This window comes from Fredinandcohnia quinoae, assembly GCF_022427965.1.
Classification (GTDB): Bacteria; Bacillota; Bacilli; order Bacillales; family Bacillaceae_L; genus Ferdinandcohnia; species Ferdinandcohnia quinoae.
In genome coordinates this window covers 70,265-90,594 of the sequence record NZ_JAKTTI010000009.1, presented here as the reverse complement: position 1 = coordinate 90,594, position 20,330 = coordinate 70,265, and the positions used below count along the sequence as shown (strand labels likewise).

General features: G+C 36.8%; 16 protein-coding genes, 2 pseudogenes and 1 other annotated feature (1 of these 19 cut by a window edge). Of the genes and pseudogenes, 15 read left to right on the top strand and 3 right to left on the bottom strand.

Features of this window, described 5'->3' with window-relative positions:
* Nucleotides 1-93 precede the first annotated feature (93 nt).
* Nucleotides 94-1,338 carry an MFS transporter gene (locus tag MJG50_RS08215; RefSeq protein WP_240254548.1) on the top strand — a complete coding sequence of 415 codons (1,245 nt, stop codon included), beginning with the start codon at nt 94-96 and terminating at the stop codon, nt 1,336-1,338.
* Nucleotides 1,339-1,550: 212 nt separating this feature from the next.
* Here the strand turns inward: MJG50_RS08215 and MJG50_RS22380 are convergent.
* Both MJG50_RS22380 and MJG50_RS08210 read right to left on the bottom strand, forming a co-directional pair.
* Nucleotides 1,551-1,712 (bottom strand): annotated as a pseudogene (locus MJG50_RS22380) (hypothetical protein); the annotation flags it as partial.
* A 38-nt stretch (nt 1,713-1,750) separates the two neighbouring features.
* Nucleotides 1,751-2,632 carry a S1 family peptidase gene (locus tag MJG50_RS08210; protein WP_240254546.1) on the bottom strand — a complete coding sequence of 294 codons (882 nt, stop codon included), beginning with the start codon at nt 2,630-2,632 and terminating at the stop codon, nt 1,751-1,753.
* 376 nt (nt 2,633-3,008) lie between these two features.
* Here MJG50_RS08210 and MJG50_RS08205 point away from each other — a divergent pair, with 376 nt between their 5' ends.
* From MJG50_RS08205 to MJG50_RS08140, 14 genes and pseudogenes are all read left to right on the top strand, one after another.
* Entirely contained in the window at nt 3,009-3,182 is a 174-nt protein-coding gene (locus tag MJG50_RS08205; RefSeq protein WP_240254545.1) for a hypothetical protein, read from the top strand.
* Nucleotides 3,183-3,354: 172 nt separating this feature from the next.
* Nucleotides 3,355-4,044 (top strand): DUF421 domain-containing protein, encoded by a 690-nt coding sequence (locus MJG50_RS08200; RefSeq protein WP_240254543.1) that lies wholly within the window; start codon nt 3,355-3,357, stop codon nt 4,042-4,044.
* Between the two features lie 150 nt (nt 4,045-4,194).
* Nucleotides 4,195-5,226: a Gfo/Idh/MocA family protein gene (locus MJG50_RS08195; RefSeq protein ID WP_240254541.1), complete on the top strand. Its 1,032-nt coding sequence runs from the start codon at nt 4,195-4,197 to the stop codon at nt 5,224-5,226.
* Nucleotides 5,226-6,236: pseudogene (locus tag MJG50_RS08190) on the top strand (Gfo/Idh/MocA family protein). The gene MJG50_RS08195 and the pseudogene MJG50_RS08190 overlap by 1 nt, the downstream one beginning before the upstream one ends.
* A 14-nt stretch (nt 6,237-6,250) precedes the next feature.
* Nucleotides 6,251-7,219, top strand: coding sequence for a sugar phosphate isomerase/epimerase family protein (locus MJG50_RS08185; RefSeq protein ID WP_240254533.1), 969 nt, complete (start codon nt 6,251-6,253; stop codon nt 7,217-7,219).
* A 181-nt stretch (nt 7,220-7,400) separates the two neighbouring features.
* Nucleotides 7,401-8,456, top strand: coding sequence for a LytTR family transcriptional regulator DNA-binding domain-containing protein (locus tag MJG50_RS08180; protein WP_240254531.1), 1,056 nt, complete (start codon nt 7,401-7,403; stop codon nt 8,454-8,456).
* 187 nt (nt 8,457-8,643) lie between these two features.
* Nucleotides 8,644-9,492, top strand: a complete 849-nt coding sequence (locus MJG50_RS08175; protein WP_240254529.1) for an ABC transporter ATP-binding protein — start codon at nt 8,644-8,646, stop codon at nt 9,490-9,492.
* Nucleotides 9,489-10,199, top strand: a complete 711-nt coding sequence (locus MJG50_RS08170) for an ABC transporter permease (RefSeq protein ID WP_240254528.1) — start codon at nt 9,489-9,491, stop codon at nt 10,197-10,199. Before MJG50_RS08175 ends, MJG50_RS08170 begins: the two co-directional genes overlap by 4 nt.
* A gap of 431 nt (nt 10,200-10,630) precedes the next feature.
* A complete protein-coding gene (locus MJG50_RS08165) occupies nt 10,631-11,560 on the top strand; it encodes a putative bifunctional diguanylate cyclase/phosphodiesterase (protein ID WP_240254526.1) in 930 nt (309 codons plus the stop codon).
* Nucleotides 11,561-11,633: 73 nt separating this feature from the next.
* The gene (locus tag MJG50_RS08160) at nt 11,634-13,322 is read left to right on the top strand and encodes a methyl-accepting chemotaxis protein (protein ID WP_240254524.1); all 1,689 of its coding nucleotides are present in this window, start codon (nt 11,634-11,636) and stop codon (nt 13,320-13,322) included.
* A gap of 480 nt (nt 13,323-13,802) precedes the next feature.
* Nucleotides 13,803-14,174: a hypothetical protein gene (locus tag MJG50_RS08155; protein ID WP_240254522.1), complete on the top strand. Its 372-nt coding sequence runs from the start codon at nt 13,803-13,805 to the stop codon at nt 14,172-14,174.
* Between the two features lie 55 nt (nt 14,175-14,229).
* A complete protein-coding gene (locus MJG50_RS08150; protein ID WP_240254520.1) occupies nt 14,230-14,670 on the top strand; it encodes a GNAT family N-acetyltransferase in 441 nt (146 codons plus the stop codon).
* A gap of 167 nt (nt 14,671-14,837) precedes the next feature.
* Nucleotides 14,838-16,202, top strand: coding sequence for an MATE family efflux transporter (locus MJG50_RS08145; protein WP_240254518.1), 1,365 nt, complete (start codon nt 14,838-14,840; stop codon nt 16,200-16,202).
* Nucleotides 16,203-16,321: 119 nt separating this feature from the next.
* A complete protein-coding gene (locus MJG50_RS08140; RefSeq protein ID WP_240254516.1) occupies nt 16,322-17,101 on the top strand; it encodes an alpha/beta fold hydrolase in 780 nt (259 codons plus the stop codon).
* Nucleotides 17,102-17,160: 59 nt separating this feature from the next.
* Here the strand turns inward: MJG50_RS08140 and ileS are convergent, their stop codons facing one another.
* Complete coding sequence (gene ileS, locus MJG50_RS08135) at nt 17,161-20,253, bottom strand: isoleucine--tRNA ligase (protein WP_240254514.1); 3,093 nt, start codon at nt 20,251-20,253, stop codon at nt 17,161-17,163.
* Between the two features lie 52 nt (nt 20,254-20,305).
* Nucleotides 20,306-20,330 (bottom strand) — a binding site (T-box leader) (it continues 214 nt past the right edge of the window).

Genomic DNA, 20,330 nt, shown 5'->3' with positions numbered 1-20,330 from the left:
TTAAAAAAATATGAATAAGGATTGGTACGATGTTCATAAATGTAGGTGAAGCCTATTTTTGAAAAAAATTGATTAGAAATGAGTTGTTAATTAATGAACATACAAACTAACAATCTTAAGGAGAATTGGTTGAAAAATATTATTCTCTTTTTAAGCAGTCAGACGATATCACTTTTTGGATCGTCTCTGGTTCAATATGCAATAATGTGGCATATTACGTTAACAACGGAATCCGGTTTGATGATGACGTTGTATATCATTTGTGGTTTTATTCCGACCTTTATATTGTCACCTGTGGCAGGGGTTTGGGCAGATCGATACAATCGAAAAATGCTAATTGTATTAGCAGACGGACTCATTGCAACGGCTACACTAATCCTTGCTATACTCTTTTTAATGGGTTTTGATGCGATTTGGCTGCTGTTTGTGATGGCAGCGATCCGTGCTTTTGGTACTGGAATTCAAACACCGGCTGTTGGTGCAATTTTACCGCAAATTGTTCCAAAGGAAAATCTGACGAAGGTGAATGGAGCAAATGGAAGTATTCAAGCAGTTATTATGTTCGTATCACCGATGGTTAGTGCGGCCCTGTTATCATTAGCTTCAATTGAGATCATCTTTTTTATTGATGTGATTACAGCTGCGATTGCAATTGTAACTTTGCTTGCCTTTTTAAAAATCTCTGTACATGAGAAGGCAGCAGAAAAGCAACAAACAAGCTATTTTAACGATTTCAAACAAGGCTTACAATATGTGAATAACCACGGTTTTCTAAAGCAATTCTTCATTTTCTTTGCAGTCTTTTTTGTTTTAATGGCGCCAGCAGCATTTTTGACTCCACTACAGGTAACACGTACCTTTGGTGACGATGTGTGGCGACTGACTGCTATAGAAATTGCCTTTTCCATTGGAATGATGGTCGGTGGTGGGATTATCGCTACTTGGGGAGGCTTTCAAAATAAAGTAAAAACGATGGGCTTTGCAAGTATTATTATGGGGGTTTGTACATTTGCACTCGGTATCGTTCCGATTTTTTGGGTATATTTAGCCTTCATGGCCTTTTTCGGAGTCGCAATGCCTATCTTTAATACACCTGCTACCGTTTTATTACAGGAGAGAATCGAAGAAGATTATTTAGGTAGGGTTTTTGGTGTAATGGGGATGATATCAACCTCGATGATGCCACTTGGGATGCTTATATTCGGTCCAATTGCAGATTTCATCAAAATCGAATGGCTCTTAATAGGAACGGGAGCATTCATCATTATACTAGCTATTTTCTTAGGTCGAAACAATGTACTAGTAGAAGCAGGAAAGCCTGAATTGAAAGAAGCATAGTTTTACAAAAGACAGAAGGAGCGAATCTCATATGATTTCGTTCCTTTTTCTTTGTATATCAAGAAATTGTTGAAGTATTTATTTTTAGTAAATTCTCTTGATTTTAACATAGATACTCACTGCGTTGATCTGTTAAAATATTTAAATAAAATAATAGACTATCGAGGGTTTCCCGACAGCCTGAGAATTCTTTTAGGATTCTTTTTATCTATTTATCTAATTTTAAAAGCAGTATTAGCTGTATAGACACTTACACCGTAATAATTGGCAGCATCTATAAGGTGAGTATTATAAATGACTCTTCCAGTTCCCTCTAAATCGCCCAGTTGGCTAATTAATCCTATTAGTTCATTGTTTTCATTAAAAACAGGACCTCCACTATCACCATGGCCTGCAAATACGCTATTAGAAGTTAGTTCCCTTTTGAAGTTTCCCTAAATAACATATTTGTCGCCCATCTGCCATTTGGAAGATTTCCAGACTGGGTGATTCTCACTAATCCAAAATCAAAAGGTCCACTTTCTAAATGGCGCTCGCCCACAGCAGCGTTGTATTGACGAAAAAATCCATTTTCATTAGTCAAACAGTGACCTGCGGTAATTATAAAATAATCAGATCCTTTATGTCCAATACCACCGATAGTACAAGAACTACCGCTAGGAAGCTTTAGTCCAATCCCAGCACCTAATTCACTGAAATCAGAGAATCTTGTTTGTGTTGTTAAGGTATTACCAAAATTCGGTTCTATAACAGTGGTGCTTGGAGCCTTTGAGAGAGGTTTTGGTATAAATTCATATTTTGGATCGATATCAAACTCTATAAATCTTTCTCCATAGTCATTATATAGTTCTATTATTTGTTGCTTTTGCTCATCATTAAGAGTAGGTGTTTGTAATGTAAGACCATTATGCTCTTCATTCATGGCAATTTTAGTATACTTTGATAGATTCAAATGTTTGGTCTTTTCAACAAATTCATCTTGAATTGCATAAAGTTCAATCTCGGAAAATCGGACACTTTCAATAATTATATTCTTTTCATCGGCAAAATCAGCATACAAACTTGAAACAATTTTAGTTGAAGGTTTCTCTTTAAATTGAACTACTAAAACACCGTGTTCGTTGAAATAACGGCTACCCAAATCTCTAAATTCTTCGTTTGTTAAATTGTGTGCCTTTAAAATAGCATTGAACTTATCTTCATTTTCTTGGTGTAAAGAACTTGCTTCAACTGTACCTAGTCCAAATAAGGAAAATGCAGTCAAAGATAAGGCTAGTACCAAAGATCTTTTCATTAACTCAATACCTTCCCTTCTTTATTATTTAAATATCAATTACCCTCATTATACACACTATTAGGATTATATGGTTTAAATAACGGAAAATAGTAATATATGACTATTTTCAAGGGAAACACTAGAAACATAAATTCTGTCGAGTCCCACTTGATGGAATAAGTGTGTGTTGCTTTTTTTTGAAACCTTTCTCTTAATAATACATATATAAGTTAAACGCAGCTAGGTAAAGCGATGATTCAAGAGGCTGAAGTAACAGTCTTAGAGAAGAAAGTACACTTGAGGAGTTAGGTTATGACGATCCTCTTGATTAGGAAATACCGGAAGATATTCCGATACCTAAGCAGGTTTGGAAGGATTAATGAGAACGGTGGCCTTGGAAGAAAAAAATCATGGCATATTAGTAAATATGTTTGATCAAGGGAATTTAAAAACAGAGCAAGACCCTAATGGAGAAGGTAATCCAACTATGGTCGTTGATGGAGTTGTGAAGTGGGCAACCTTATCAGCAGATGGAATGAATCGACAGTTTATCAGAGCTAACCAATAAAACAACACAGTATTCCCACCAATGGTAAGAGCACATATAAGTAAAGTTGTCGTCGGATGTCTTATCAAGGGTATATGAATAATACATTTAGTCGAAAATGATAGAAGCTTGGTGCTAAAGATTTTTTTCGCTGTCTTTTTAGCAAATTTTTAGTGGAGGGTCAGGTGAGAGGATGAAACTATCTTATTTAACTGTTGAACTAATTGTAGGATTCTTCCTCCTATTTGTAATTGTAAAGATACTTGGTAAAAAAATAATAAACCAAGTTACACCGTTTACATTTATTGCTTCAATTGTATTAGGAGAACTACTTGGAAATGCCCTATATGATGATAAAGTATCCATTACTCATATCATCTATTCGGTGACCTTGTGGGGCCTGCTTTTATTTACGGTTGAAATTCTTGGACAGAAATTTTTGAAGCTACGTTTGATTTTCGAAGGAAAACCATCCGTATTAATCCGAAATGGTGTTGTGAACAGAGACCAATTAAAGAAAAATCACATGAACTTGAATCAGCTACAAAGTCTTTTACGTCAATCGGAAACATTTTCAATCCGCGAGGTTGCCTATTGTTATTTGGAAGCAAATGGATCCCTTAGCATTCTAAAAAAGTCACCGAAACAAAAGGCCCAACAAGAAGATCTTAATCTTCCACCCAAATCTGTTTATGTTCCAGTAACGATTATAAGGGATGGAGAATTATTAAAAGACGAATTAGTTGAACTAGGACGTGACGAAGAGTGGTTAACACTCCAACTTCAAGCAAAAGGAGTTGCCGATTATCGAAATGTCTTTATTGCAGAATGGCTGGAAGGTGATGGGTTATTCGTCCAAACCTTTAAACAGGTGACTACATAAAGCATGTGTTGCAATGAAAATAAAAAAATGCTTCTAATCCAAGTAAGTGATAATAGAAGGATTTTCGTTAACAGGTAGACTGTGTATACTTAACGTACACAGTTTATTAATTTTTCTTTTAGTGCATGTTCAAAAAGGAGGAAAGAGATAATGGAGAAAATTAGAGTTGGTGTAATTGGCTGCGGCAGTATTGCTCAGCATCGTCATTTACCTGAATATGTAGCAAATAAAAATGTGGAACTTACTGCGGTATGTGATCGTAACTTGGTGCGAGCAAATGAGATAGCTGAAAAATACGGGGCTCATGCATATACGAGCTATGAAACATTACTGAATAGCGGTAAGGTAGATGCAGTCAGTGTTTGTACGCCTAATTATCTTCATGCACCGATTTCGATTGCCGCATTGGAAGCGGGCTTACATGTGCTTTGCGAAAAACCAATGGCAACTTCGAAAGAAGAAGCGGAAGCAATGATTGCTGCAGCAAACGCAAATGGGAAAAAGTTAATGATAGGCCATAATCAACGTTTTGTGCCATCCCATCAAAAAGCTCGTCAGCTCATTCAAAGTGGAGAAATCGGTAAAATATATAGTTTTCGGACTTCATTCGGCCACGGCGGTCCGGAAAGCTGGAGTGTGGACGGAAAAGAGAGTTGGTTTTTCAACAAGGAAAAAGCATTCGTTGGGGCAATGGGTGATTTGGGTGTCCACAAAGCAGATTTACTTCGATATGTGTTAGGTGAAGAAATCGTTGAAGTCGGTTCATTTGTGGAAACGAATGCAAAAGACTTTGCTAATGTAGATGATAATGCGGTTTGTGTCTTGAAAACTGAAAGCGGTGCCATCGGGACACTCGCTGCAAGCTGGGCATATGTCAGCAAAGAAGATAATTCTACAATTATTTATGGAGAAAAAGCAATCCTTCGATTAGAGGATGACCCAACCTATTCATTGGTCGCACAGTATACGAACGGAGAAATAATAAAATATGAGCTTGGAAAAATACAATCAAATGCTGAAGGTGGTCAAAATAATTCCCAAGTTATTAGGAAGTTTGTCGATTCGATTAAGAATGACATTGAACCGTCAGTACCAGGTGAGGAAGGAATGAAGTCATTACAGGTTATTTTAGCGGCGCTTGAATCAAATGAAACAAAGCAAATTGTGAGAGTGAAGAAGTGATGAAAAAACTTCGCGTCGGAATCATCGGAGTTGGCGGTATTGCACAGGCAAGGCATATCCCTGCTTTTTTAGAGTTAAGTGATGAATGTGAAATGATAGCTGTCAGTGATGTAAATATCGAGCGGGCAAAAGAAGTAGCTGAAAAGCATAAGATTCCTTTTGTTTTTGAGAACTATCAACACCTTTTTCCAAAGGTGGAAGCAGTATGTATATGTACACCCAATAAGTTCCATGCTGAAATTACAATTGCTGCTTTTGCAGCGGGTGTCCATGTTCTATGTGAGAAGCCGATGGCACTTAGTGCTGAAGAATGTGAGGCGATGATCGCTGCTGCTAATAAGGCGGGAAAAGTATTAGCGATTGCTTATCATTATCGGTTTATGAAAGAAGCCCAAGCAGCCAAAAACGTTATGGATGAAGTAGGAACTCCTTTGGTAGTGAGAGTTCAAGCTTTAAGATGACGCAAAGTACCTGGCTGGGGTGTTTTTACAAATAAAGATCTTCAAGGTGGCGGCAGTCTGATTGATTTTGGTTGTCACTTAATGGATTTAGCTCTTTGGCTGATGGGCAATCCGAAGGAAAAGGCAGTACTAGGGACTACATATAATACATTAAGCAAAATACCAAATCAGGTAAACCAATGGGGTACCTTTGATCATGAAACCTTTAATGTCGATGATCATGTCACTGCCTATATCAAATTTGAAAATGGAGCATCGATGCTGTTTGAAAGTTCATGGGCTGCGAATATTAAAGACGACTATGCAAACGTCAGTATTTCAGGAGTAGACGGTGGTTTAAGTGTATTCCCATTTGAGCTGTATACCACGAAAAGTGGAATGCTATTAAACAGTGAGCCAGCATGGCTTCCAGGTGAGGATAATCAGGATCTGCCACAGGCGCGAAACTTTATTGATGCCTGTAAGGGGCTAGATGAACTAATTGTAAAGCCTGAGGAAGCACTTCAAGTCTCAAGGATTATTGATCAAATCTACCAAGACAGTAATTGAAAGGGGATTTTAGTATGAAACTAGGAGTTTTTACAGTATTATTCGCTGAAAAATCATTTGAAGAGATGTTAGATCATGTAAAGGAAGCTGGGTTGCATGCCGTTGAGATTGGAACAGGTGGTTACCCAGGGAACAATCATTGTGATTTAGATGGGTTATTGGAAAGTGAAGAAGCAAGACAGCGATATATGGAAAAGGTGAAGGAAAGAGGATTAATCATCAGTGCATTCAGCTGTCATGGCAACCCCATTTCCCCAGATAAAGAGTTTGCGGCCAGTTCCAACGATACACTTTTAAAAACAATAAGGCTTGCTTCCCTAATGGGGGTGCCTGTCGTGAACGCTTTCTCAGGCACTGCAGGCGACCATGAAGGAGCAAAATATCCGAACTGGCCTGTTACTGCATGGCCGAATGAATACGGTGACGTGTTAAAGTGGCAATGGGAAGAGAAGCTTATTCCTTATTGGAAGGAAGTTGGCTTATTTGCCAAGGAGCATAATGTGAAGATTGGTCTTGAGCTTCACGGCGGCTTTCTAGTACATACACCATACACACTTTTGAAATTGCGCCAGGAAACATGTGATGCGATTGGTGCCAATTTGGACCCAAGTCATCTATGGTGGCAAGGGATTGATCCGGTTGCAGCAATTAAGATTTTGGCTAAGGAAAACGCAATTCACCACTTCCATGCGAAAGACACTTATATCGATCAGGAAAATGTGAACATGTATGGTTTAACGGATATGCAGCCATATGGTGAGATTCGTACACGTGCCTGGACGTTTCGATCTGTGGGCTGCGGTCATAGCTTAAAGGAATGGTCTGATATGATGAGTGCACTTCGTATTCATGGCTACGACCATGTCGTCAGCATTGAACATGAAGACCCAATTATGTCAATTAACGAAGGCTTTAAAAGAGCAGTTGATAATTTAAAATCAGTCTTAATTGAGGAACGTGTTTCCGGAATGTGGTGGGTGTAATCTCGTACATTGAGGGAGATGTTCTTCTAATAAGATCAAGCTGGATCCAAAGTGGGTCCAGTTTTTTTATCCACCTTAATAAACAGTTCCTTTTAAACTACTAAGCTGAATCCAATTTTGGTAAAATATTGTTTACGATTAATAGATAGGATTTATTTGACAGAAATGGAGAGATTGTTTGATGAGTGTCTTATGTATAAAACAACTAGAGAAAAGAAAGGGCAATTCATTATTATTTTTACCATTTGATTTGGAACTGCATAATGGTGAAGTTGTTGCGATTCAATGTAATGTTGAGGTAAGCACTGAATTGATTCATATATTAATTGGAAAGTCTGCTCAATCAGGAGGAGAGATTTATTTTTTGGGGGAGAAACGTAAATCCTATAAAGAGCTTAGTAAAAGGGTAGGACTTGTCTTGATCGATGATGCCTTATATGAAAGGCTTACTCCGTTAGAGTATTTAACATTTTTTAAAAGGCTATACGAAGTGAAGATTGATGTAAATGAGGTATTGAGGCAGATCGGGTTAACAGAAAATAAAAGGATTGCAAAGCTATCATTCTCTGAAAAAAAGCGTCTTCAGATTGGACGAGCAATCGTCCATGATCCTGACCTTGTGATCGTAGAAGAACCAATTCAAAACGTGGATATTGAGAGCATATTTATTATTCAAAACATCATTAAGGATTTAACGAATAATGGGAAGACAGTATTAATTACTACAAGTAATCTTGAAAATGCCATTTTAATGTCGAATTCTGTATATCGACTTCGAGAAGATGGATTAAAAGAAATAGATGTATTATCAGAAGATGATAAACAGGTAGATAATGAAGAAATTACTGAATCTGAAAAGGAAGATGTGATAAAGAAGACACCTAATGAACCAAAACCATTCCGTTTTGAAAAAATTCCAGCAAAGGTAAATGATAAGATTATTTTATTAGATCCAACTGAGATCGACTATATCGAAAGTAATGATGGGGTATCGAATTTACATGTAAAAGGTGAAATCTTCCCATGTACATATACAATGAATGAATTATTTGATCGTCTATCCCCATTTGGCTTTTTTCGGTGCCATCGTTCCTATATTGTAAATCTACAGAAGGTTAAAGAAGTTATTACTTGGACGCGAAATAGCTATAGTTTGATTTTAGAAGATTCGAAGAAAAGTTCGGTTCCACTATCGAAGGGGAATTTAAATGAGTTGAAAGAAATTATCGGAATCTAGAAGGATATTGTGAGAGGTATGTTGTAATTTCCAGCCGAAATCATGCTCCATTCACCTCTAATCATGCTCCATTCACCAGGAAAAATACTCTTTTCACCTTGATATTACTGCGTTTGTTGAATGGATCAGCTAAACTGAGACCAGAAAACAAAAATGGAACATCCATTAGGTGAAAGGGAGCTGTGAAATGGAAAATATTGTTGAAGTGGAAAATTTAGTGAAATCATTTGGAAACAAAATTGCATTAAAAGATGCAACATTCAATGTGAAAAAAGGTGAAACTTTCGGATTTTTAGGTCCAAGCGGATCTGGAAAAACGACAACAATAAAAATATTAACATCACAATTACAACATACTGCTGGCGAAATTACTGTTTTTGGTGAGAAGCTTTCAAAGGTGAAGGATCCCTCCTATATGAAACGAATTGGTATTTTAACAGATAATAGTGGCCTTTATGAACGGCTTACTATTTATGATAATCTTGCACTTTACTGTAAGTTATATGAAATAAATGTATCACGTATTGATGAGGTACTGGAGACAGTGAATCTAGTAGATGAAAAAAAGACTGCCGTCCAAAAACTATCAAAAGGAATGAAGCAAAGAGTAACGTTGGCCAGGGCGATATTACATAAACCAGATTTACTGTTTTTAGATGAACCAACATCTGCATTAGATCCCGTCAACACGATGCACATCCATGCTGGGTTAAAAAAGTTGAACCAAGAGGGAACGACTATTTTTTTAACAACACATGACATGCAGGAGGCAGAGAAGCTTTGTGATCGTGTGGCATTCCTTCATGAAGGAGAAATAAAACTGCTTGATACACCTAAAAATTTAAGTATGCAATTCGGTGATTCGACCATTAAGCTCGTATTAAAAGGAAATCAAACACTTGTTGTAGATAAAAATGGGGAAGGTGCAGAACAGATCTATCAATATTTAAAAAATGATCAGGTTTTATCAATCCATTCAAATGAACCATCATTAGGAGATATCTTTTTACAATTAACTGGGAGGTCGTTATCATGACATTTTCATTCAAACGCATACAAGCAATATTTCTAAAGGACTGGAAGGATTTATATAAAAATTCATATATGATATTTACATTAGCGATGCCATTAGTACTTGCTGCTTGGTTAGGCCGAGAAGGTATTGATGACATTGGCCTTCAATTAATGCCAATTACTTTAGCAATAGTTATTGCTGGGTGTTTTGTACAGGCTGCGATGGTTGCAGAAGAGAAAGAAAAGAATACATTAAGGGGCTTAATACTTTCACCGGCTAGTACGATGGAAATATTAGTTGGAAAAAGCGCATTAACAGCTATGTTGACTGTCGTTGTTATTATTGGCTCTGCCTACTTTAGTAATATTAAAATTCCACAGATTGGCTTATTTTCATTACTGATTCTTTTGAGCTTAGTCATTTTCATTGCGATTGGAACGACTCTTGGGTTGGTATCAAGAACTGTAATGGAAACAACAATTGTTGGAATGCCTGTGATGATTATTTTCGGAATGAGCTCCCTGTTTCGAACAATGATTGAAAATGAAGCTATTTTAAAAGTACTAAGCTTTTTACCTGATAATCAGTTAAGTAAAGCCTGGCTTGAATTAAATAACGGAGGTGGCATTACAACTATTGGAGGGAGTCTGCTCATTCTCTTAGCATGGTGTATTGTCACATTAGTAGTCACTTTTATCATTTATGGAAGACGTAGATTTGATAAATAAAGAAAATTCTTAGCTAAAATATGTATCGAAAGGATGTGGATGGTGTGGAAAATACGGATAAAAAGCCTAAAAAACCTTTCTGGATTAGTACAATTTATGGCGTCCTAATCGGAGTCTTAATTATAATTGTGTTTCGTCAGTTAGGAAGTTGATTTTCATGTAGGTCAAAAGTCTTGAAATGTGAGTGGACTTGAAAATATAAAGTGAGGTTTTTCGTATGATAGTGACGGAATACCTCACTTTTTTTGAAAAGTGATCATTATCATTGAAAAATGAGTACTTTGGACTATATAATGATTGCATGTGAACAAATGAACAAAATGGTCATCTTGGGTGTACGCCTCTAATACTTACTTACTAGCGATTCTTAAATTACATTTTTATAAAATTAATGCAGAGCTTTTATTATTGGATTTTGAAATGGAGATAACATGAGTACACTACATAATTCTAAAACACAATTAAGAAAGGAATTAAACATTGCATTAGAAAAAGGGGAATTTCGCCTGTTTTATCAGCCTAAACTCGATTTGGTATCAGGAAAGGTAACGGGGATTGAGGCACTGATACGTTGGGAACATCCAATAAAAGGGTTGATCCCCCCTTCGGAATTTATTCCCGTAGCTGAAGAAACGGGTTTAATACTACCGATAGGTGAATGGGTACTCCGAACAGCTTGTATGCAAAATAAAGCATGGCAAGATTCAGGGTTACCGCCAATGATAATAGCAGTTAATTTATCAGCTCCTCAACTGTATCAAGTAGGTTTGGTTGAGATGGTTAAAGGTATATTAGGGGAGACTCAACTTGACGCTAGGTATTTGGAATTAGAGATAACCGAGAGTATGATGATGGATGTACAGCATGTTCTCCCTATCGTAAAAGAATTAAAAAAGCTTGGAGTCTTACTTAGTTTAGATGATTTTGGAACTGGATATAGTTCCTTATCTTATTTGAAAGAGTTTCCTATTGATATTATCAAAATTGACCAGTCATTTGTTCGTGTATGTACATCTGATTCAAAGGATGCAACGATAGTAAAAACAATAATTGCTATGGCTCACCAGCTAAAATTAGAAGTCATCGCAGAAGGAGTTGAAACAACAGAGCAATTAATTTTTCTGCAACAGAGTCTATGTAATAAAGCACAAGGATATTTGTTTAGTAAACCTGTACGCCGAGAAGAATTTGTTCAAAACTTACAAATGATTGAAGAAGTAGTTGGTCAAGATGGTATTTCGAAAGAGTTAAGTAGACAAAGGTGGTTAGAAGATGCGCTAGAAATGTTAGGTCAAGAATTTGAGGAAATGGCTAAAATCCAAAAGAGAAACAACTTCAATTTAAAGGTTCCTTGTATCTAATAATCTATATATAGTATTACAATGCACAATTTAAATGACAACACCTGAATGAACTTCGTGGAGGAACAAGTAAATGAAACTTTCAATTAAACAAAGATTAATTATATCCTTTCTTGCTATATCTCTTATTTTTGGTGGTATATCGCTCATGACCTCAAATACTATGAAAAAAACAATAGATTCCTATAATAATCTAGTGGGTCCAGTATCCGATTTGAAGGCAATTACAATAACAATTCAAAACGAAATATCGTTGGAGATTGGCTATTATCGAGCATATATGCTATATGGTGATAATAAGTATCTAAATGATTTCAAGCAATCCGATGTAACGATTAACCAGTTAATAGATACTGGGAAAAAAATATCAGCGACACAAGAATCGAAAGATAAATTTGACTCAATTGCAAAATATAATAACCAATTACAGCAAGTAGCTGAGCCGATTATGGCATTAGTCAATACTGATAAGCAAACAGCACTTGATAGAGGATTGGAAGAGATAGTTCCTCTCCACTCCACAATGGTAAATGAAATGAATGCTATGTACAAATGGTTACAAGAAATCACAGATGAAGAAGAAAAGGGAATTCAAAATGATGCAAAGTCGAGCTTAACACTTGTCTTTACTCTAAGTCTATTAGTAGCAATCATTTCTGGTATTACAGGAGTCGTTCTTTCCATAAGGATATCGAATCCAATCCGAATGGTCATGAATCAAATGGATATAATTGCCCAAGGGGATTTGTCAAAAGAACCCTTACAGTCAAAGTCAGATGATGAGGTAGGAAAGCTGGTAGCATCTACAAATAAGATGGCCACACATATGAAGAATTTGTTAAAGCAAATAAATAGTGTATCTGAAACAGTAACCAGCCAGAGTGAAGAATTAACCCAATCTGCAAATGAAGTATTGACCGGTGCAGAACAGATTGCAGTGACCATGCAGGAAATAGCAGCAGGATCAGAAAATCAAGCTACTAACTCAAGTAATTTGTCTTCAGCTATGACGAGCTTCTCTATGAAGGTACAAGAAGCGAATGAAAACGGAGAACGAATACAAGAGAAAACGAATAAAGTCATTGATATGACACGTGAAGGCAGCCAATTAATGGAATCCTCGACGAATCAAATGATTACAATTAATCAGATTATGCAGGATTCAGTTCAGAAAGTAGAAAATTTAAATCATCATTCTAAGAGTATATCAAACTTAATATTGGTTATTAGGGAAATTGCAGAACAAACCAATTTATTGGCATTAAATGCGGCGATTGAAGCAGCAAGAGCTGGAGAACATGGAAGAGGTTTTTCTGTTGTAGCAGATGAAGTAAGGAAATTGGCAGAACAAACTGCTGCATCACTGACAGATATTACTTCAATCGTGAACAGTATGCAAAACGAAGTTTCAGTGGTTACAGATTCCTTAAAAAGTGGATACAAAGAAGTGGAGCAAGGTACGAGTCAAATTAAAATGACACACTCAACTTTTAATGAAATAAATCATTACATAATAGAAATGGTCCATAATGTCGAAAGTATTTCAAAAAACTTCTTACACATTGCAGCTAATAGTAGAGAGATGGAAAGTTCAATTCAAGAAATTGCTGCAACAGCTGAAGAATCTGCTGCTGGGATTGAGCAGACATCTGCATCTATTCAACAAACAAGCAGTTCAATGGATGAAGTAGCACGAAGTTCAAATGACCTTTCTAAATTAGCCGAAGAATTAAATAGAATGGTTCGCAAATTTCAGCTATAGAATTGCTCTGGTCTTGAACTATCAAGTTTGCTTATACAAACTTGATAGTTTGAATGCCAGATAACCTTATTATGGGGAAGGCATCGTGTATATCGCACTAATTCCGTATTTATCATCAGGCTATACCGCAAACCAGATTGCACCTCCATCGACCTCTGCACCTAATTCATTAGCGAACATTTTAGCAGATTCCCACCCTTTTTATAAGCTTCGATCTCTCTTGATTGTATGTGATGTTCATCATTTTCCCTCTTTTCTTTTATAAATTTCACTTATAATTGCTGAATCAATAAATAGCCACAGTAGTATTGAATACAATCTCTGCTTGCAACATACATAATAGATGAATTCGCTTCTGAATAAGTTACAGTATTATTTGTGTAACCCCTCTTCATTCACATTGACATTTCGTATCCAACCCTATACAATCAATTAAACAAATTGTTGTATACAAATGTATACAAAGAAGGAGAGATGAAAATGAGAGAGGAAACATTTAAGGATGTTAAGAAAGAGGGACATCATCGTGGTGAGCGTTATAGAGGGAAAGACCGTGGTTCACGAGGACCAAAAACATTTCGCCGCGGGAGGGCAATTGCTTTTTTAGAGATGATGAATCTAAAGCGTTCAACCATTAAGCAACAATTAGAAGAACCAGAATTTAAATCCATCCATCAGATTTTAGTCGGTGAATTAAAAGCAATTGATATGGTAATTAACGAGTTTATTCAATTATTTGAAATACACGAAAGTGAAGCGAAGGAAATGCCGAATAGGAAAAGTGAAGAAACGGGAGCCTCTGAATTGGAAAGGAAAGAGAATTTAGCTGAGGAAGGTAATGAATCAGATTAATCAGTATATCGATTCTGCTTTAAAAAATATATTTTTTTCAAAAGGGGATTGACGTATGAAAATTGTGAAGGGAAATATCAGTTGTATTAATGAAATCAGCTCATTATTTAATGCATATCGAATGTTTTATAAACAGCCAAGTGATGAAGAGGGAGCAAAAAAGTTTATCCAAGCAAGAATTCTTAATAATGAATCCCATATCTTTATTGCATATGTAGGGGAAAAAGCAGTCGGATTTGTGCAGTTATACCCAACATTTTCTTCTGTCAGCATGCAACGAGCATATATTCTAAACGATTTATTTGTTGATCCAACTTGTAGGGGGAAAGGTGCAGGAATAGCACTTATGCAAAAAGCCTTTCAGTTTTGTGAAAGTGAAAAGGCAAGATTTGTCACGTTACAGACTGCACCTAACAATCATATTGCAAAAGCATTATACGAGAATATGGGAATGCAAATAGATAATGAGTATGATAGTTATATAAAATATTTTTGAGTTACATATTTTTGTTGCACTATTCTTGAAAAGGAATAGTTATGATTTACTTAATCAATCCATGATAAGCTAATTTCGGGATCGTGTGGAAAAAACTTTTTTCTTTCAATTGGTGTGAAATGTATTAAAATAGGTTTCATACTGATTTTAGTAAAGAAGGAGAAAAAATGTCTATAGAAACAAACACAAACAAATTCCAGGAGCAATCACTGTTTAGCATCACTTGGCCTCTTTTCATCGAAATATCGCTTCATATGAGCATGGGGATTATTGCTACATTAATACTAAGCGGATATTCGGATAATGCTGTTGCGGGTGTTGGTGTTGCGAATCAAATTATTAATATATTTATTTTAGTATTCAACGTTACTGCGATTGGAACAACTATTCTTATTGGCCAAAATTTAGGGGCGAACAAATTAGATCGGGCACGGAGACTTGCAAAGTCAGCAATTGGAGTCAATTTCTGGGTAGGAATTGCTATGACTCTCGTAGTTGTGTCTTTTGGCGGTATATTTTTAAAATTTTACGGACTTAGTGGTGAAATCTATGATTTTGCTTACACCTTCCTTACGATTACAGGTATATCTCTATTCCTTGAATCTATTTCTTTAGCATTAAGTGCCGTTTTACGGAGCTATGGACATACTAGAGAAACAATGGTAGCTACTGTTATCATGAATGTAATAAGCATTATCGGTTATTTTATTGCGATTAAAGGTTGGTTTGGTCTTCCTATAACAGGTGTTACTGGGGTTTCGTATTCGATTATTGTGGCTAGGATTTTCATTATTTTAGCGCTTCTTTACTTGGTGCATCGAATACTCGCTTTAAAACTACCTATAAGAGATTTCTTTATTATTGATAAAACGGATGTGAAAGACATTCTTTCCATCGGGGTTCCATCTGCTGGAGAAAATCTTTCCTATCAATTTTCACAAGTAGTGATTACGAGCTTTGTAGCATTGATTGGAGACGAAGCGTTGGCAGCGCGGGTGTATATTTTAAATATATCAATGGCTTGCTTCCTATTTACGATGGCAATTGCCCAAGGTACCCAGCTTCTAGTTGCTCGCTATATGGGGGCTAAACAATATGACAGGGCATTAAAGAGGGGGCTGAAGACATTAAAGATCTCCTTCATTGTTTCTACAGTCGCTTCACTTGCCGTTGCGCTCATTGGTGAACCGATCCTAGCTGTATTTACAGATGACCCCGCCATTATCGCTATTGGTCTTCCTGTATTATGGGCAATTGTCTTTATAGAACCTGGTCGTGCAATGAATATCGTTCTAATGGGTTCATTAAAATCGGTAGGAGATGTACGATTCCCTGTTGTAATTGGGATTATCTCCATGTGGGGAGTTGCAGTACTAGTAAGCTACTTCTTCGGAGTCATCCTAGGTTTGGGGTTATTAGGAATTTGGCTTGCTCAAGGACTTGATGAATGGGTACGTGGATTATTTGCAATGAAACGTTGGATTTCAAAAGCTTGGTTAAAGAAGAAGGTTGTAGAACAAGTTAATCTGTAAGCATTTGATAATACTCGTCTTGAGATGTTGAATACCACTGCTACATCATAATTAGATAAACACCTAAGTTTCCAAATATGAATATCCTATGCTAAAAAATGATTGATGGAGGAATTGGCATGGGATATTTTGTTACCGTTGAGACAGGTGTAAATTTGTACGTAGAGGATATTAATCCAAAAGGAAGTAAAACGATCGTGTTTCTACATGGTTGGCCGCTGAACCATAAGCAGTTTGAATATCAGTTTGATATTTTGCCAGCAAGGGGCTACCGCTGTGTAGGTATTGATTGGAGAGGCTTTGGAAAATCAGATAAACCAATAGATGGTTACAACTATAATAGATTAGCAGATGATATCCGGACGATTGTAGGTGCACTGCAATTGGAAAATTTTACACTTGTTGGTCATTCGACAGGTGGAGCGATTGCAATTCGATATATGTCCCGATATAAAGGTTACGGCGTAGGGAAACTAGTTCTCGTTGATGCTGCAGCACCCACTGGCTTTACAACAGAGACAGCTAAGCAGCTTCTGAAGGAGACATTACATGATCGTCCAAAAATGATCCAGGGCGTAACAGATCAATTCTTCTTTCAGTATATAACGGGACCGTTCTCGGAATGGTTTTTTCAAATGGGTCTAGAGGCAGCGGGTTGGTCAACCGCTTCTGTCATTGAATTATTAAGGGATGAGACGTTGGAAACAGATTTGACGAAAATAAACACACCCACTCTGCTTATTCATGGCATTCATGACAAAGTCATTCCATTTGCACAAGCTAAGGAGCTTCATCAAAAAATAAAAAATTCTCAGCTCGTCCCATTTCAATATAGTGGCCATGGACCTTTCTGGGAAGAACATGACAAATTTAATCAGCTACTAATTCAATTTAGTTAAAGATAGGATAGAAAAGAGGCACTGCAATCTACTTTGCAGTGCCGTTCATTTTCAATCACCTAGTCTCTCAACGAGACTCCTACCTTTTCATCACCAAAAGCAACTTCTATATGTTGTTCCGACTCAACTATCTCATCAAAGCTAAGTTGATACACGAGAACATTTTCCTTAATCAACCCTTCAAAGCGCTGGATTTTTTCTTGAACGTTATCCGATGCTGATAACGAGATTGAAATATATTTTTCAACGGGTAAATTCAATTTCTTTCGAGTATCCTGTATCGCTCTAATTAATTCCCTGATTTGACCTTCATCTAAAAGCTGTGAGGTAAGTTCTAAATTTAGCAGTACTTTTAAATGCTGGTCGCCTGACTTCTCAAAACCATCAGAAACAACAGATTCCACATTTACATGTTCCCTTTGTAAAGTCACCAATTGCCCCAATAATTCAATTTGAAGTTGATCAGTTTCTAGTAATATCTTCTTCTCGTGATCAGTTAGATGATCAACATAGCCTTTGACTAAATTGACCTGTTTGCCAAATGCAGCTCCTGCTGTTTTAAAGTTAAGTTTTAAAACAATTGATTCATATTGTGATAAATCCTCGGTAAATACGACATTTTTAACGTTTAACTCATCCTTGATAATATCTGAATAAGCATGTAATAGATTCTTATTATCATGTTGCCATACAATAATTTCTTGTAAAGGCTGTTTTACCTTGATGATGTTGGAATTACGAATACTTCGACCAAGCTCAACAATTTTTAAAATAGTATTCATGTCAGCCTCTAAATCAGGGTTGATCACTTTTTCATTAGCCTTTGGATACTCTTGTAAATGAACACTTTCCTGACATAGCTTCATATGAATATGTTCAGAGATAAACGGAACAAATGGAGCAAGTAAGCGGCTGATTGTTGTCAGTGTTTCAAATAATGTTGAATAGGCGCCAACTTTATCTTCGGAAAGTCCAGAGGCCCAAAAGCGATTTCTTGATCGCCGTATATACCAATTGCTAAGTTCATCAACTAATGTAGCAATTTCACGTGTTGCTTGAGTGAATTGATAGCGATCCATATTGTGATTTACGAGCTTCACGGTACTATTTAAGCGTGAAAGAATCCACTCGTCTAGGATTGTTCTCTTACCAGTTTGTTTCTTATCATATACAAATCCATCTATTTTTGCGTACATGGCATAAAACTTATACGTGTTATCTAATGTATCCACCAATTTAGATTTTGCATCTTGAACAATCTTCTTTGAAAAGCGTTTTGGATTCCAAGGTGAGCTGTCTACTAAGAAGGCCCAGCGTAATGAATCTGCACCGTATTCTCTGATGAGTTCAACAGGATCCAGCGCATTGCCTTTGCTTTTAGACATTTTTTGACCATGCTCATCAAGTACATGTCCAAGTGACAAGACATTTTTATATGGTGGTTGACCAGTAAATAATGTAGATACAGCAAGAAGGCTATAGAAAAATCCCCTTGTCTGGTCAATTCCTTCAATGACAACATCGGCAGGAAATTGAGATTTGAATTTTTCATTATCACCAAATGGATAGTGGTACTGTGCGAATGGCATTGAACCACTATCAAACCATACATCAATGACTTCAGGAGTCCTATTCATGATGCCGTTACATGTTGGGCAAACACAGTGGATCTCGTCAATATATGGCTTATGAAGCTCGAGATCATTCGATACAGTTGTGGTCGCAAGTTTTTGTAGCTCTCCAATGCTACTAGGTGCCACTTCATGCTGACAATCTGCGCATATCCACACGTTTAAAGGTGTGCCCCAGTATCTGTTTCTACTAATATTCCAATCAACAAGATTTTCGAGGAAGTTACCAAATCGACCGTCTTTAATATGCTCGGGATACCATGAAACCGTTTCGTTGTTTGCAAGCATTTTTTCCTTTAATGCTGACATATGAATGAACCAGCTGTCAGTTGCGTAGTAGAGCAACGGAGAATCACATCTCCAGCAATGTGGATAGCTATGCTCATATTTTTCTTTATGATATAGCAGCCCTTGTTCTGATAGCATTTTGATAATATCAACATCACAATCTTTCACAAATCGACCAGAAAGTTCGGTAACATCAGAAGTATAACGTCCTTGGGAATCAACAACATTGATAAAGGATAAACCATTTTGTTGAACGGTTTTGTAGTCATCTTCACCATATGCTGGTGCGATATGAACAATCCCTGTACCACTATTTTCAGTTACATAATCAGCTAAAACAACCTGATGTCCTTTCTCGACCCCTACATAACTAAACGGTGGTTCATATGCCACACCTTCAAATTCTTGACCGCTATGTTCACTTAATACTTGGGCACCATCACCTAGTACATTCTCAACTAAAGACTTTGCAACAATATAGATGATATTTTCTCTTTGCGCGCGTACATATGTTAAGCTTGGGTTCATGGCAAGCGCAACATTTGCTGGCAATGTCCAAGGAGTAGTCGTCCAACCTAAAAAATATTCTTCTGTATCAAGGCGTTTGAATTTAACAGTAGCAGATAAATCTTTTACATCCTTGTAGCCTTGAGCTACTTCATGTGAACTTAAAGAGGTTTGACAGCTAGGGCAATATGGTGAAACACGATGACCCTTATACAACCGTCCATCCTTATGAACCTGACTTAAAATATTCCACACACTCTCCATGTATTCATTGCTTAGTGTCATATAAGGACTATCCATATCTACCCAATAGCCTAACTCCTCTGTAAATGAACGCCATTTCTTCTCATAGGTAAATACACTTTCCTTGCATTTCTTAATAAATGGCTCGACACCATAGTCTTCAATCTCTTGTTTCCCTGAAATACCAAGCTGTTTTTCAACACCAAGCTCAACAGGTAGTCCGTGTGTATCCCAGCCGGCCTTTCGTTCCACTTGAAAACCTTGCATTGTTTTGTATCGTGCAACTACATCTTTAATCGTTCTTCCCAATGCATGACCAACATGGGGCAAACCGTTTGCAGTTGGTGGCCCTTCATAAAATACAAAAGGTGTCTTACCTTCTCTTAATTGAACGGATTGTCTAAAGGTATTTTCCTTTGCCCAATAATTGCGTATGTGTTCCTCACGCTGAACAACAGTTTCTTTTCCTTCATTAGAGTTCATCGATATCGCTCCTTTATAATTTTGTAAAAGCACACAAAAAACCCCATCCCAAGAAAGGGACGGGGTTAGCCGCGATA

Excerpts from the sequence above, each read along its gene's own strand:
- MJG50_RS08215 (WP_240254548.1), top strand. The coding sequence starts at position 94 with ATGAACATACAAACTAACAATCTTAAGGAGAATTGGTTGAAAAATATT.
- MJG50_RS08210 (WP_240254546.1), bottom strand. The coding sequence starts at position 2,632 with ATGAAAAGATCTTTGGTACTAGCCTTATCTTTGACTGCATTTTCCTTA.
- MJG50_RS08200 (WP_240254543.1), top strand. The coding sequence starts at position 3,355 with ATGAAACTATCTTATTTAACTGTTGAACTAATTGTAGGATTCTTCCTC.
- MJG50_RS08195 (WP_240254541.1), top strand. The coding sequence starts at position 4,195 with ATGGAGAAAATTAGAGTTGGTGTAATTGGCTGCGGCAGTATTGCTCAG.
- MJG50_RS08185 (WP_240254533.1), top strand. The coding sequence starts at position 6,251 with ATGAAACTAGGAGTTTTTACAGTATTATTCGCTGAAAAATCATTTGAA.
- MJG50_RS08180 (WP_240254531.1), top strand. The coding sequence starts at position 7,401 with ATGAGTGTCTTATGTATAAAACAACTAGAGAAAAGAAAGGGCAATTCA.
- MJG50_RS08175 (WP_240254529.1), top strand. The coding sequence starts at position 8,644 with ATGGAAAATATTGTTGAAGTGGAAAATTTAGTGAAATCATTTGGAAAC.
- MJG50_RS08170 (WP_240254528.1), top strand. The coding sequence starts at position 9,489 with ATGACATTTTCATTCAAACGCATACAAGCAATATTTCTAAAGGACTGG.
- MJG50_RS08165 (WP_240254526.1), top strand. The coding sequence starts at position 10,631 with ATGAGTACACTACATAATTCTAAAACACAATTAAGAAAGGAATTAAAC.
- MJG50_RS08160 (WP_240254524.1), top strand. The coding sequence starts at position 11,634 with ATGAAACTTTCAATTAAACAAAGATTAATTATATCCTTTCTTGCTATA.
- MJG50_RS08155 (WP_240254522.1), top strand. The coding sequence starts at position 13,803 with ATGAGAGAGGAAACATTTAAGGATGTTAAGAAAGAGGGACATCATCGT.
- MJG50_RS08150 (WP_240254520.1), top strand. The coding sequence starts at position 14,230 with ATGAAAATTGTGAAGGGAAATATCAGTTGTATTAATGAAATCAGCTCA.
- MJG50_RS08145 (WP_240254518.1), top strand. The coding sequence starts at position 14,838 with ATGTCTATAGAAACAAACACAAACAAATTCCAGGAGCAATCACTGTTT.
- MJG50_RS08140 (WP_240254516.1), top strand. The coding sequence starts at position 16,322 with ATGGGATATTTTGTTACCGTTGAGACAGGTGTAAATTTGTACGTAGAG.
- ileS (WP_240254514.1), bottom strand. The coding sequence starts at position 20,253 with ATGAACTCTAATGAAGGAAAAGAAACTGTTGTTCAGCGTGAGGAACAC.